The organism is Roseateles sp. FW305-36 (assembly GCF_058787015.1).
The window spans coordinates 320,985-335,512 of sequence record NZ_JBYSZK010000005.1; the positions used below are offsets into that span (position 1 = coordinate 320,985).

Genomic DNA, 14,528 nt, shown 5'->3' on the forward strand with positions numbered 1-14,528 from the left:
CCACACGACCCAAGCCCGCCTCAACACCTGAGCGCCCTTCGACCGTGTTCGGAAGGCGCCAAGCCTTCCGGTTCAGCAACAAAAGCAACCCCGGCAGGCTCGCACCCTTCCGGGGTTTTGTTTTTCCTGAGTTCAAACCATGCGTCCCCGCACCTTCGACAAGCTGATCGCCACGATTCCCGAGCGCCGGAGCGCGGCTCGGCCCTGTCTGTCGCTTGCGCGCTTCGGCGTCCTGTCTTCGCGCTAGCCCTGTGGTTCCACACGGGGCTGGCCACAGCATCCCGAATCAGGAACCACCATGAACTCGAACAATCTCCATCTCCGCAACCTGCGCAACATCGGCGTCATCGCCCACGTCGACGCCGGCAAGACCACGACCACCGAACGCATCCTGTTCTACACGGGCGAGAACCATCGCATCGGCGACGTCAATGACGGCAACACGACGATGGACTTCGACCCGCAGGAACGCGCTCGCGGCATCACCATCCACAGCGCGGCCACCACCGTGCACTGGCAGGGCACGCAGATCAACCTGATCGACACGCCCGGGCACATCGACTTCAACATCGAGGTCAAGCGCTCGCTGCGCGTGCTCGACGGTGCCGTCGTCGTCTTCGACGGCGTGGCCGGCGTCGAACCGCAGACCGAGACCAACTGGCGCCTCGCGGACGAGTACCACGTGCCGCGCATCGCCTTCGTCAACAAGCTGGACCGCACCGGTGCGGACTTCGGGCGCGTCGTCGCGATGATGCAGGAGCGCCTGGGTGCGCGCGTGCTGCCGCTGCAATTGCCCATTGGCGCCGAGGCTGAGTTCCGCGGCGTCGTGGACCTGCTCGCCATGCAGGCCCTGGTCTGGGACCGCGATGACGCCAAGGCACCGCTGCGCGTGACCGGGATTCCCCCTGAGCTGCTGGTTGCAGCCCAGGCGGCTCGCGCACGCCTGGTCGAAGCCGTCGTCGAACGCGACGATGCCTTGCTGGACGCCTGGCTGCGCGGCGAAAGCCCGTCGGTCGACGTCCTGCGTGCCGGTCTGCGCGCTGCCACCGTCGCGAACGAGCTCGTCCCCGTGCTGGCCGGCTCGGCCTTCCGCAACCGCGGCGTCGAGCCGCTGCTGGATGCCGTGCTCGCCTACCTGCCCGCCCCCGGTGAAGCACCCGGCGCGGTGGATACGGCTGGCCCGCTGTCGGCCCTGGCCTTCAAGCTGACGGCCGACGACCACGGCGCCATGGTCTTCGTGCGCGTCTACAGCGGCTCGCTGAAGCGCGGCGACACGGTCTGGAACGCCAGCACCGGCAAGGCCGAGCGCGTGTCGCGCCTGTACGAGATCCACGCGGACCGCCGCGTCGAACGCGATGAACTCGTCGCGGGCGACATCGCGGGCGTCGTCGGCCTGAAGGACGTGCTGACCGGCCACACGCTGGCGTCGGCCAAGGACGCGCCGGTGCTGGAAAGCATCGCCGTGCCCGAGGCCGTCATCGACGTGGCCATCGAAGCGCGCCACCAGGAAGGCAGCGCGGCCCTGGCCAAGGGCCTGGGCGTGCTCGTTCGCGAGGACCCGTCCCTGCGCCTTCGCCAGGACGCCGACTCGGGCCAGACGCTGTTGTCGGGCATGGGTGAGCTGCAACTGGAAGTGGCCGTTGAGAAGCTGCGCTCGCGCTTCGGCGTCGAGGTGCAGGTGGGCCGTCCCCAGGTCGCCTACCGCGAGACCATCACGGCGGCGGCCGAGGTTCATCACCTGCATCGCAAGCAGAGCGGCGGCCCCGGCCAGTTCGCCGAGCTGACGCTGCGCGTGGCGCCCCTGCCGCGCGGCTCGGGCATTCGCTTCGAGAGCAGGGTGGTGGGCGGCGCGATTCCGCGCGAGTTCATCCCGGCGGTCGAGGCGGGCATACGCCGCGCCGCCACGGCCGGCCCGTTCGCGGGCCATCCGCTGGTGGACTTCGAGGCCACGCTGGTGGACGGCAGCGCCCACGTGCGCGACTCGTCGGCCCTGGCCTTCGAGCTGGCCGCGGCGGCCGCGCTGCGTGAAGCCGTGCTGAAGGCCGCGCCGGTGGTGCTGGAGCCCGTGATGGCCGTCGAGGTCATCACGCCTGGCGACTATCTCGGCGACGTCATCGGCGACCTGCTGCGCCGCCGCGGCCATGTGCAAGGCCAGGACGCACGCGGCAACGCGACCGTCGTGACGGCCCATGTGCCGCTGGAGCAGATGTTCGGCTACATCGGCCATCTGCGCGCCATCAGCTCCGGCCGCGCGCAGTTCACGATGCAGCTGGATCACTACGCTGAAGTGACGGTCAGGGCAGCGCTGGCTGCTTGAGTGAAGCGGGGTGTGTCGGCCATGGCTGGCTGACGCACCCCGTCTTTTGCATTCGGCTGATTTGCAGCGGGAGCCGACATCGACAGCGCGGACCTGACAATCGTCCCTCTTGTTTTGGGGTTGTCGGCTAATGAGGTCTGCTCTACGCGCAGCGCTGGCTATTGCTCTTGTCTGCTGCGGTTTGATTCTTGTAGCAATCCTTGTGATCAATGCCGTCCAGGGCGGCAGCGTGACAAAGCCACTAATGGCTTTGCTCGCTGGGCTCACCCTAGTCCTTGCGCTGCGTCCGGATCGCGCCAAAGGAACCGGCGCACCAAGTGCACATCGCAGCCGGAACATGAAGATGATCGTCGTCGGACTAATCATTGGTCTCGGCGTGCCATTTGTGTTCTTTTGGCTCATCACATCGCCAGGGCCAAATCTACCGAAGGTCACAGAAGGTGGTCTGGAAAATGCACGGCTGATCGGACTGCAGATTGAGGCGGCTTTGCCTGGCATAAGGGATTGCGCCAGCGCTCGTGCTGGCCGTGAGCACGGCCCCGGCAAGTGCTATGGACGTTGGTCTCTGCACACATGGCAACCGATGTTGGAGTTTTACGAGGTAACCACGCCCGAGGAGATCGCCGCCGTAGAGGCGGCTGCTACAAAAGCGATGGCGTCTACTCCTGGGGTTCGCGCTGTGACGCTTCGATTCTTTAGGGAAGAGATTTGGTACACGACGCCGGGCGGGGGCGGCCACCGCGGCGAAGAAGTGTTGTTGAAGGGTGTGACGCTGCAGTTGCCCCACCTCAATAGAAGGCCGCTTTCAGCCTGAAGCAGCCGTTCGATCGCTGGCCGGCGCCGATGAAGGCTTTGCAGCGGAGTGCGGACAATCAGCGGCATGAGGAGCCTCGCCCCATGCGCATGATCTTGATCGCGTCTCTCTCACTGCTGACCTTGTCGCAGGATGCGGCCGCGTGCAGCGTTTTGCCAAGCTGGCGCCCGCCCACTTTGGAGACTGCGCTAAGCCAAGCTGCAGTCGTGATCCAGGCGAAAGTTGTTTCGGTGCATGAAGAACTAGGTGTGTCGCTCGCAACCGTGTTGGTTGAACGCGTTCTTAAGGGCGAGTATTCCGGCCACATAGTGGAGACAAGCGGCGGCAGCTTGTGTGGCATAGGCACTTTCAATGTGGGTCAGACCTACGTGTTCTTCTTTGAAAAACGTGGGGAGTGGTACGTGAACGCACTGGCGCAGCCGTATGCCACGGCGGTGCCTGGGTCCCGTCACCTAAGTGCGGATGAAGTGATCCCAGCCATCTCCTCCATCCTGGAGCGAAATCGCGACGTTTCTGGAGCCGTCGTGCCAGAGGCCCAATGGGATCTACCACCGTACAAAACGGTGCTGTCAACGGTAAAGGTGCTTGCCGAGCGTGAGCGGGAATATCAGCTCGAACTTAGACAGGCCGAACTTAGACATCGAGATTGGTTGGTGAGGGCTGGCTTGGCGTTTGCAATCATGGTGGGCCTCGCAGGAGCTGTCGGTCTGCGCCGCCGGTTGTTGCGTGCCAAAGCGTGCGCGCCGGAACAGCCTCGTTGAACAGCTTTTAAACCGGTGGCGCGGCATGTCTGCTCCCAGCCTGAAGCCGTCGGCCGCTTCGCAGCGGAAGCGGGCCTACATTCGCCATGAAGCCGACAAGCCTGCATGCACGGCTAAGGGGTATGAAAACAACGATGCGATTTATCTCAGCGGCCGCATTCATGGTCTTGCTCGTGGCGGCAATCGCCTACTTTTGCTTGCCGCGCCTGTTCTATATCGAGACCGCCGAGGCCGCAGAGCGGGCTCATCGTTTCGGGCGTCGCATCGAAGCTGGATTTCCTCACTTTGAGGACCGCTCGGCGGTAAGTTCCACGAATCAAGGGAAGACGTACTTCGCCCAAACAATTGGCGGACCTGGCCGTCTGCTTCTGACCTTCTACGAGATCACGTTGCCAAGCGAGATGGACGAAATTGAATCTCTCGCTAGGCGTGAGATGACTGCTGACCCCGACGTCCACAGCGTCAGACTTGTCTTTCTTGAGGCACAGGTCCGGCACAAGACCGCGACGGGAGACTGGCGAGGAGACGAGAAGCTGCTGAAGGACGTCACGATCAGTTCGAGGCCTGCCAAGTAGTACATCCATTACCCGTTGGGCGCCTCAGAGGGTGGCGCCTGCTTTCAGCCTGAACCGCCCCCCGAAGCCGCCCAAATCCTGCTCGCCAGCTTGTAAATTCGCAGGCATCCCCCAAGCCACTCCACGACCTCATGCCCAAAACCCCTCACAAGCCTTTCGTCATCGGTGTCGCGGGGGGCAGCGGCAGCGGCAAATCGACGGTGACGCGCCAGGTGCTGGCCGCCATCGGCACGGAGAAGGTGGCGGTGGTGATGCAGGACGACTACTACCGGGACCAGTCCCACATGCCGCCGGAGGACCGGCGCAAGCAGAACTACGACCATCCGGATGCCTTTGACTGGCCGCTGATGACGCAGCACCTGGCCGCCCTGCGCAAGGGCGAGGCGATCGAGATGCCGGTGTATGACTTCGCGGCCGACAACCGCTCCAGCCAAACCATCACCGTGAAGCCCGCGCCGGTGATCGTGGTCGAGGGCCTGTTCGCCCTGTACGACACCAAGCTGCGCAACATGATGTCGCTGAAGATCTATGTGGACACGGCTTCGGACGTGCGCTTCATCCGCCGGCTGCAGCGCGACATCTCGGAGCGTGGGCGCAGCACCGAGTCGGTGGTGAAGCAGTACCTGGAAACCGTGCGCCCCATGCACAAGCAGTTCATCGAGCCGACCAAGCGCAACGCCGACGTGATCCTGCCGCACGGCGCCAATGGCCCGGCGGTGGACATCATCACCACCAAGGTGATGAGCCTGTTGCACGACTACGAGCGTGGCTGAGCCTGCGGCGCCCGCCCCTAGGTCAATCCTCTCAACTCCCGCAGCGCCACCGACAGCATCGCCGCATCCGGCGCCGGCACCGCACGCAACTCGCCCAGCAGTTGCTCGGCGCGCTCGATGGTGCGGCCGTTGCTGGCCTGCCAGGCTTCCACGAGGGCGGTCGGTGATTCGTGGTCGCCGCCGCCGGCAAGCACGGCGCCGGTGATGGCGCGTTGCAGGCCCCAGAGGTCGTCCAGCATGGCCCCCTTGGCCAGCATCTGCCAATGCTGGTCGCCGGCCAAGGCGTTGATCTTGTCGCGCAGCCAGGGCATGCCGAGGCGGTTGGCAAGATCGAAATAGATGGCCGCCACCAGCTCGGCCGGCCAGCGCGCGCTGCCGGCGATCTCGGCGATGTCCAGCGTGGCGTACAGCGTGCCGAAGGTGACCACGCGTTCGGCCAGTTCCCGCGGCACGCCGCCGGCCACATAGCTGGCCGTCGCGGCGTCGACGCGCGCACGCTCGTCGGCATCCAGCAACTGCGGCAGGCGCGCGGCGAGCCTGGCCACGTTGGCGGTGAAGTGCTCGATGGTGTGCGCCATGTCGTCCACCAGCCGGTTGGAGCGCAGGAACCACTTGGTGCCACGCTCGAGCTGGCGGCTGGTGTCGATCAGCATGCGCGACTGCAGCTCGTCGGCCACCTTGTTGTCCAGGGCTTCGATACCCTGCCACAGGCTCACCATGCCGAAGATCTCGCGGCTCAGCAGGTAGGCGCGCACGATCTCGAAGGCGCGGGCGCCGGTGGTTTCGAGCAGGCGGTGCACAAAGGTGCTGCCGACTCGATTGATCATGCTGTTGGTGACGTGGGTGGCGATGATCTCGCGCTTCAGCGGGTGGCGCTGCATATAGCCGCTGAACTTGTCCTGCAGCAGGCTCGGGAAGTAGCGCACCAGGGCCGTCGACACCCAGGGGTCGTCGGGCAGGGTCGAGGCCAGCAACTCGTCGTAGAGCCAGATCTTGCTGTAGGCCAGCAACACGGCGCGCTCGGGGTTGGTCAGGCCCAGGCCCTTGCCGCGGCGGTCGGCGATCTCCTCGTTGGACGGCAGGTACTCGATGGCGCGGTCCAGGCGGTCGGCCTTCTCCAGGTAGTGCATGAAGCGCGCCTGCGCGTCCAGCAACTGCGGTGCCATATGGCTGGTGACCGACAGCACCTGGGTCTGGAAGATGTTGTCGCGCAGCACCAGGGCGGCGACGTCGTCGGTCATCTGCGGCAGCAGGGTGTTGCGCTGCTTGTCGGTCAGCTCGCCCTCGCCGACGGCCAGGCCCAGCAGGATCTTGATGTTGACCTCGTGGTCCGACGTGTCAACGCCGGCCGAGTTGTCGATGGCATCGGTGTTGATGCGCCCGCCGGCCAGCGCGTACTCGATGCGGCCGCGCTGGGTGCAGCCCAGGTTGCCGCCTTCGGCGAACACCTTGCAGCGCAGTTCGCCGCCGTTGACGCGCAATGCGTCGTTGGCCCGGTCGCCGACCTGGGCATGGGTCTCGGTGGCCGCTTTCACATAGGTCCCGATGCCGCCGTTGTAGATCAGGTCGACCGGGGCCTTCAGGATGGCGTTGACCAGTTCGGTCGGCGTCATCGCGTCGGCCGTGATGCCCAGCACGGCCTTCACCTCCGGCGTGATGGGGATGGACTTGGCCGTGCGCGGATAGATGCCGCCGCCGGCCGAGATCAGCGCGGCGTCGTAGTCGGCCCAGGACGAGCGCGGCAGCTTGAACATGCGCTCGCGCTCGACGAAGGACGCCTCGGCTTGCGGGTTCGGGTCCAGGAAGATGTGGCGGTGGTCGAAGGCCGCCAGCAGGCGGATGTGGCGCGACAGCAGCATGCCGTTGCCGAACACGTCGCCCGACATGTCGCCCACGCCCGCGACCGTGAAGTCGGTCGTCTGCGTGTCCACGCCCATCTCGCGGAAGTGGCGCTTGACGGACTCCCAGGCGCCGCGTGCCGTGATGCCCATGGCCTTGTGGTCATAACCCACCGAACCACCGGATGCGAAGGCATCGCCCAGCCAGAAGCCGTACTCCTTGCTGATGCCGTTGGCGTAGTCCGAGAAGGTGGCCGTGCCCTTGTCTGCGGCGACGACGAGGTAGGGGTCGTCCGCGTCGTAGCGCCTGACCTGCGGCGGCGGCACGATCTTGTCGCCGACGCGGTTGTCGGTGATGTCCAGCAGGCCGCGCAGATAGTTCTGGTAGCAGGCCACGCCTTCCTTCATGAAGGCCTCGCGGTCGCTGGCCGGCGGCGCCTTCTTCAGCACGAAGCCGCCCTTGGAACCCACCGGCACGATGACGGTGTTCTTCACCATCTGCGCCTTCACCAGGCCGAGCACCTCGGTGCGGAAGTCCTCGGGCCGGTCGGACCAGCGCAGCCCGCCGCGGGCCACGCGACCGCCGCGCAGGTGCACGCCTTCGAAGCGCGGCGAGTAGACGAAGATCTCGAACATCGGCTTGGGCGCCGGCAGGCCTGGCACCTTGGACGAGTCGAACTTGAACGACAGGAAGCTGCGCCGCCGGCCCGCCGCATCGCGGGTCCAGAAGTTGGTTCGCGTCGTCGCCAGCATCAGCGCCAGGTACTGGCGCAGCACGCGGTCCTCCGACAGGTTGCTGACCTGCTCCAGGGCCGCGGTGATGGCCTTGACCTCCTCCTCGGCCCGGGCCTGGGCGTCGGCGCCGCCCGCCGGGTCGAAGCGCAACTCGAAGAGACGCGCCAGCTGGGCCGCGAGGCCGGCGTGCGTCGCCAGCGTCGCCTCGATGAAGGACTGCGACAGCGCAAAGCCGATCTGCCGCATGTATTTGGCATAGGCGCGCAGCACGACGATCTGCTCCGCGGTCAGCCGCGCCGCCACGACGAGGCGGTTGAAGTCGTCGTCTTCCACGTCGCCGTCCAGCACGGCCGCGAAGGCGCTCTCGAAAACCTGGCTCAGCGCCGGCACCTCGACGTCGGCGTCGGCGCCGCCCATCAGCCCGAAGTCGTGGATCCAGATCGGTGCCGAGTCCTGCGGCGCGATGCGGTAGGGGTGCTCGTCCAGCACCTTCATGCCCATGTGCTCCAGCATCGGCAGGCTGGCCGACAGGGTCAGCGGCTCGCCGCGGCGCAGCAGCTTGAAGCGCAGATGGCCGGGCGGTGCCTCCAGCGGCCGGTACAGGGTCATGCCCATGGGCTCGGCGTCGCTGAGCCGGGTCATCAGCTCGACATCGGGCACCGCGGCCCGGGCCTCGAACTCCTCTCGGTAAGAAGCCGGGAAGGCGCTGCCGAACTGGCGCAGCAGCTGGATGCCGCGGGCCTCGCCGGTCGCGTCGATCAGTGCCGCCTTCAGGTCATCGTCCCAGCGCCGTGCGGCCGACACCAGGCGCGCCTCCAGCTCGCGCACGTCGAAGGCCGGGATGCGGCCCGGCTGGGTGCGAATCGTCATCTGGATGCGCGCCAGCACCGATTCCGACAGGTGCACGTTGAACTCGGAGCCGCTGCCGTTGAAGGCCTGCAGCAGGAGGGTCTGCCACTTCTGGCGCAGCTCGGTCGTGTAGTGCTCGCGCGGCGCGTAGATCAGGCAGGAGATGAAGCGCTGGAAGGGGTCGCGCCGCATGAAGAGGCGAAAGCGCTGGCGTTCGCCCAGGTGCAGGATGCCCACCGAGGTCTGCAGCAGCTCGTCATTGCTGGTCTGGAACAGCTCGTCGCGCGGATAGGTCTCGAGGATGTTGATCAGGGCCTTGCCGGCATGGCCTCCCGGCGGCAGGCCGGCACGCGCCACCACCTCGGCCACCTTGCGGCGCAGCAGCGGGATGTCGGCCGGGTTGGCGCTGTAGGCGGTGGACGTGAAGAGGCCCAGGAAACGCTCCTCGCCGCAGACCTGGCCCTGGGCGTCGAAGCGCTTGACGGCCACGTAGTCGAGGTAGCCCGGCCGGTGCACGGTGGAGCGCGCGGTCGACTTGGTCACCACCAGCAGCTCGGGCCGGCGCACCTGCGCGCGCACGTCGGCCGGCAGCGCGGCGAACGCGGCCACCGCATCCAGCGAGGCCACGTCGTGCAGGATGCCGAGGCTGGAGTCGGGCACGACGGTCAGCTCATCCTGGCCATCGACGCTGGCCAGCCCGTGGCGGCGGTAGCCCAGGAAGGTGAAATGGTTGTCGCACAGCCAGCGCAGGAAGTCCTGGCCCTCGGCCAGTTCTTCGGCCGCCAGCGGTGGCGGCTGGTTTTGCAGCTCCTCGATGATGTCGAGCATGCGCTGACGCATGGCGCGCCAGCCAGTCACGGCCGAGCGCACATCCTCCAGCACGCGGCCCACATCGGCCGCCAGCATGTCGAGCCGGGCCGGCTCGGGAATGCGGTCGACCTCGACATGGATCAGCGATTCATGCACGCCGTCGGCGGCCAGCCCCTGCAGCGTGCCGTCGGCATCGCGGTTCATCGCCATCAACGGATGGATGATCAGGTGCAGGGTCAGCCCGTGGCGATTGACCTCCATCGTCACCGAATCCACCAGGAAGGGCATGTCGTCGTTGACGATCTCGATGATGGTGTGGGTCGACTGCCAGCCGTGTTCCCCGATGGTGGGGTTGAACACCCGAACCCGCGCCCGGCCCAGTTCGCGCTTGCGCGCGAAGCTCCAGTGCGACACCGCCGCGCCGTACAGGTCGGCCACCTGGCGCTCGGCGAGTTCCTCCGGGTCGACCTGGTCGAAATAGCGCTGCACGAAATCTGCCAGCGCCTCGCGCTGCTCGGGCAGCGCCCGGGCCTGCACCAGCTTGACGACTTCGTCCATGCGCTCGGCCCGGGGGCCGCCAGGGGTTGTCTGCACCAGCATGCGCGTCTCCTGTCCCGGTCATCGGCAGCCATCCAGCGGCGGCGCCGTGCCAAGTGTTGATGGGCGGAGATTACGCCTGCCGGGGGAGGCTGTGCTCACCTGGCGCCGGCGCCCCTTCAGCGTCACCGGGATGCGCTACCGGGCGCGGAGGCCGCCCTGCGGCGCTCGCAGTCGGCCTTCTCGTCGGCGTTGCGCAGGGCCAGGCAACGCGCCGCCGCTTCGTCCACGCCACCGGGCTTGCTGCCTGAAGGCGCCGATGCCGCGACGGCGGCAACGCTGCCGCGGGCCTTGAACGGTATCGAGATCTGCGGGATCACGCGCTCCTCGGGCCGCTGGTTGCCGGGCTCCCTGGCGTTCTCGGACGCCGTGATGGCGGCGTTGCGCGTTGGCACCTGCCTGGAGGCCGCGGTCTGGGGTGGCGCCGCCGAAGCCGCCGAAGCCGGTGAAGAGGCGGGGACAGCCGCCTGGCCGCTGGCAGCGCCGATCACGGCCGCAGCCAGCAGGCCGCCCAGAATGGCCTCGAGGACTGTTCTCATGGGACACCGCGTCGCATCAGTTCAGATGCAGGCAGTTTGGTCGCGCGGGGCGAGCCGGTCTGTAGGAGACCGGCTCGCCATCAACGGCGCCGTTGCTGATCCCGCCAGCGCCGCCAGGCCAACAGGCCCAGGCCCGCCATCAGCAAGGCAGCCTGAGCCGGCTCCGGCACGGGCGCCGTGGCCGCCGCCACCTCGGCCGCCCAATAGCTGGGCAGGTGCAGATAGGGGTTGCCGCTGGCCATCGTGCCGTCGGTGACGTAGATGGCGCCCAGGCCGTATTGCCGGGCCAGGCCCATCACCTCCTGCATCTGGGCCACCGTCGCCACGCCGTGCACGATGGCGCCGGTCGATGCCGCGTTCGTCAGCCCGCTGAGGAAGGAGCCGCCGACGAAATCGCCGTACGCCCCCTCGAAGCTCATCAACGTGTTGGCCAGCGGCACATAGCCCGGTGCCGGCGGCACGCCCGGATTGCCGACGATGCTCCAGCCCGGATGCGCGGATCGCAGCGAGCTGCTGACCGTCTGATAGAAGGGCAAGGCCTCGGCCTGCGTGTTCATCTCGTCGAGGAAAACGCCGTCGACGTGGTACCAGCTGGCGTACTTCTGCGCGTCGGCCAGCACCTCGGTCGTGGAGCGCGTGGGCGGCACTTCCGGCGTGCAGTGGTTGACGCCATAGCAGGTGTAGACATAGCCGATCACCTTGCCGCCGGCGGCGCGGAACTCGTCGACCGAGGCCACGTAGTCGCTGTTGGACGCCAGGCCCGGCCCGTTGCCCGGGTTCATGATGGCCGTCACGTCGGCGCCCTGGCTGGCCGCCCAGCTCAGCTGGTGCCACTCGTTCTGCGACGGCATCCAGGACGGATAGAAATAGGCCGGCACGATGATCTCGATGGCCGACGCGAAGGGCGCAGCCGTGGCGAGGGCCAGCGCGGCGATGAGGGTCTTCAGTGGCTTCATGGCCGGGCTCCTCAGCAGCTGCCGCCGGTTTTCAGGCTCTTCAGGCACCAGCGCTCCGAACCGCTGAGCGTCTCATTGCCCCAATAGGTCGGCGTGTAGTTCCAGATCGGTCCGCCCCAGGGCAGGCTGGGGTTGTAGGTCATGCTCGTCGCGTAGACATAGTTGGCCGCGCTGCCCTTCAGCGTCGCCTGCATCTGGGCCTGGGTGGCCGAATGGACCAGCAGCCAGGTCTTCACACCCAGCGACGCCGCATAGCTCTGCACGCCGCCGTTGAGCCAGCTCGCCGCGTTCAGGTAGTCGGCATAGGCCGCTTCGTAGATGACGACATGCTCGCCATAGCTGGCGGCGCCGACGAAGCAGCTGCTGGCGCCCGGCCAGCCGGCATTCCACACCACGGTGCCGCCGGTGCCGGTGGCCGTCATCTTGGCGCGGATGGCGCTCCATTTGGGGGGCGTGCCGTTGCACTTCTGCGTGTCGGTCAGGGCCGCGTCGTCGAAGGCCGCCTCGTCGAAGAAATAGCCGTCCACGCCGCCCAGCGTCGACTTGTAGGCCGTCAGATTGGCGTCAATGGCGTTGTAGCGGGCCAGCTCGTCGGCCGTGTTGTGGTCATAGCCGGTCGCGACATAGCCGAGCACCTTGCCGCCCTGGGCGCGAATGCTGGCGATCACGCCCTTCCAGTTCGTCACCTGGCTGCCGGTCAGGCCGGTGGCGCCGCTGTTGGGGTTGATGACGACATAGGCGCCACTGGGGATCTGGCCGCCATAGGTGCTGGGCGTCTCGCCCCAGTAGGCCACCATGCCGAAGCCGGTCGGTGCGGCGGTGGCCAGCGTGGCGCCGAGGCTGAGCAGGCTCGCGGCAGCGAGCTTCAATCGGAAGTCGGACATTCGTTTCTCCTTGAAGGTTCAACAGGGGTCGGAATTCAGCGCACGGTCAGCGTGGTGCCGGCGCGGAAGGCGCCGAGGACCGCATCCCAGGCCTGGGCCTTGGCCGCGTTGTCCGCATTGGCGGGGCGCACGCTGTAGCGCACGTCGGTGCTCAGCGACGAGGCGCCGTCGGGCAGGGCCAGCAGCACGTCGTAGACACCCGTCGGCGTTCCCGCGGGCACGGTGAAGCCGGCCGACGCGGTGCTGGTGCAGTTGGGCAACCAGCCCCGCGGGTCGACGGCCGGCAGCGGGATGCGCACCACGGCGCCGCTGGTCTTGTGCTTGAGCAGCAGCTGCACCGCACGCGGATTGAACGCGCGTGCCCAACCGCTGTTCTTCACGGTGAGCAGCAGGTCACCCGCCTGCCCGGCCGTCACCGCCGAGCTGTGGCGCAGCGTGGCGAGCTCGAAGCGATAGCCCATGCTGCGCTTGATCTCGGCCATGCAGCCCAGGGCCTCCCACTGGGTGTGGAAGAGGTCGCGGTAGTAGTCATTGTTCAGATAGGTCAGGTTGAACTGCCTGCCCTCGGCCAGGATGTCGGTGCAGCTGGTGCGCGGCACCGCGCCGGCCTCGTCGGCCGGGTTGCAGGTTTCAGCCCCGAAGGGCGCCACCCGCGACAGCGAGGCGGTGTAGTTGCGCTCGGTCTGGCGCGTCGCGGCGTCCTCGCTGTAGGTGCCGACGTCGGTGGCCGAAGCCAGGAAGCAGTCGTTGTGCACGCCGATGCGCGAGGCCGCCGAGCCGTCGCGCCAGCTCGGCACGGTGGCCGCCCACTGCATCAGATAGGGTGGGTAGCGCAGCTGCAGGAAGCGCTCAGTCGGCAGCGCATTCAGCAGCGCGTCGCGGATCTGCGTGCGGGGACTGACGGCGGTGAGGTTGTTGGACGAGGTGTGCCATTCGCCCCAGGCGCCGATGAAGCCGGCCTGCAGATAGGCGATGACGTCGGCATTGGCCGCCAGCACCGGCTTGAGCTGGTCGATGTGGCCGAGCACGCGGGCCAGGGGTGCGTCCGTGACGTTCTGGTACTCGGTCTCGTTGGCCGGGTAGTTGTAGAGGAAGCGCGGCACGACTTTCAAGCCGGCGCGGCGCGCCATCGTGAAGCGATCCGTCAGCTGCGTTAGCAGGCTGGCCGGCAGCGTGGTGTTCGCATAGGCGTCCAGGCGCACGGCGGCATAGACGACGCGATAGCCGGCCGCGAACTGCGAATCGGCATCGGCCTGCGTCCACAGCAGCAGGTTGTCGGCCGCCCAGGTGTACATGCCGCGTTCGGGGTTGGCGATCTCGGCGGTGCTGACGGTGAAGCTGGTCTCGACCGGCGCGGGAGTCGGCGCGGGCGCCGGGGTCGGTGCAGGCGTTGGGGCGGGTGTCGGCGCCGGGGTCGGTGCAGGCGTGGGGGCGGGTGTCGGCGCGGGTGTCGGCGCCGGTGCGGGCGCGTTGAGACGCCAGGCCTGGTTGGCATTGCCGGTCGCGCAACTGGCGACCGAGAAGGCCACCTGGCCCACCTGGGTCGGCGCGGTCAGGCAGACATTGTTCGAGGCGAGCTTGAGCTGGACGGTCGAGCCGTCTGCCAGCGCCACCGACTGGAAGCGTTGGCGCGTCTGCGTGGGCGCGCAGGTGGCGAGCTCCACGAAGGACCCGGAGCCCGTTCCGGTGGCCGAGACGCACAGATTGGCCTGCACGTTCTTGATCGTGAAGATGCTGCTGCCGGTGCTGACCGCAGCCAGGGTGAAGTCCTGCTGCGTGCTGCCATTGCAGCTCGCCAGGCGGATGTCCCAGCTGTCGACCTTGGCTTCCAGGCAGGCGCCCAGCGGGTTGGACACCAGCGGTGCCGCGGTCGCGGGCATGGCGGCCAGCAGCACGGCACCGAGACCGGCGAGCTTCGCCACGCTGCGGGAGCGCGGCCGGGGGCAGGGACGCATGGAGGGCATCGGGTTCTCCTCGAAAGTTCGGGCGTCAGGCCCGAGGGTGTGGAGTGCGCTGGAGCTGAGAACCAGGCCGCGTCGGCGCGAACGCGGCCGGGGCACCGGCGCGACCGGTGCCAAAG

The 14,528-nt window shown here is 67.4% G+C and carries 10 protein-coding genes; 5 read left to right on the forward strand and 5 right to left on the reverse strand.

What is annotated here, in order from left to right; all coding sequences use genetic code 11:
- The first annotated feature begins 298 nt into the window (after nt 1–298).
- From fusA to udk, 5 genes are all read left to right on the forward strand, one after another.
- Complete coding sequence (gene fusA, locus AC3WOE_RS12140) at nt 299–2,317, forward strand: elongation factor G (protein ID WP_492690721.1); 2,019 nt, start codon at nt 299–301, stop codon at nt 2,315–2,317.
- 337 nt (nt 2,318–2,654) lie between these two features.
- Nucleotides 2,655–3,131 (forward strand): hypothetical protein, encoded by a 477-nt coding sequence (locus tag AC3WOE_RS12145; RefSeq protein WP_492690723.1) that lies wholly within the window; start codon nt 2,655–2,657, stop codon nt 3,129–3,131.
- 83 nt (nt 3,132–3,214) lie between these two features.
- On the forward strand, nt 3,215–3,892 hold the full coding sequence (locus AC3WOE_RS12150) for a hypothetical protein (RefSeq protein WP_492690725.1): 678 nt from the start codon (nt 3,215–3,217) through the stop codon (nt 3,890–3,892).
- Nucleotides 3,893–3,978: 86 nt separating this feature from the next.
- Nucleotides 3,979–4,467, forward strand: a complete 489-nt coding sequence (locus AC3WOE_RS12155) for a hypothetical protein (protein ID WP_492690726.1) — start codon at nt 3,979–3,981, stop codon at nt 4,465–4,467.
- A gap of 131 nt (nt 4,468–4,598) precedes the next feature.
- Entirely contained in the window at nt 4,599–5,240 is a 642-nt protein-coding gene (udk, locus tag AC3WOE_RS12160; RefSeq protein ID WP_492690728.1) for a uridine kinase, read from the forward strand.
- Between the two features lie 17 nt (nt 5,241–5,257).
- On the opposite strand, the gene AC3WOE_RS12165 is transcribed toward udk, so the two are convergent.
- From AC3WOE_RS12165 to AC3WOE_RS12185, 5 genes are all read right to left on the reverse strand, one after another.
- Nucleotides 5,258–10,072, reverse strand: coding sequence for an NAD-glutamate dehydrogenase (locus tag AC3WOE_RS12165; protein ID WP_492690730.1), 4,815 nt, complete (start codon nt 10,070–10,072; stop codon nt 5,258–5,260).
- Nucleotides 10,073–10,194: 122 nt separating this feature from the next.
- Entirely contained in the window at nt 10,195–10,608 is a 414-nt protein-coding gene (locus AC3WOE_RS12170) for a hypothetical protein (protein WP_492690732.1), read from the reverse strand.
- A gap of 80 nt (nt 10,609–10,688) precedes the next feature.
- Nucleotides 10,689–11,564 (reverse strand): spherulation-specific family 4 protein, encoded by an 876-nt coding sequence (locus AC3WOE_RS12175; protein ID WP_492690733.1) that lies wholly within the window; start codon nt 11,562–11,564, stop codon nt 10,689–10,691.
- Nucleotides 11,565–11,575: 11 nt separating this feature from the next.
- Complete coding sequence (locus AC3WOE_RS12180) at nt 11,576–12,448, reverse strand: spherulation-specific family 4 protein (RefSeq protein WP_492690734.1); 873 nt, start codon at nt 12,446–12,448, stop codon at nt 11,576–11,578.
- Between the two features lie 35 nt (nt 12,449–12,483).
- A complete protein-coding gene (locus tag AC3WOE_RS12185; RefSeq protein WP_492690735.1) occupies nt 12,484–14,412 on the reverse strand; it encodes a DUF4832 domain-containing protein in 1,929 nt (642 codons plus the stop codon).
- Between the last annotated feature and the right edge of the window lie 116 nt (nt 14,413–14,528).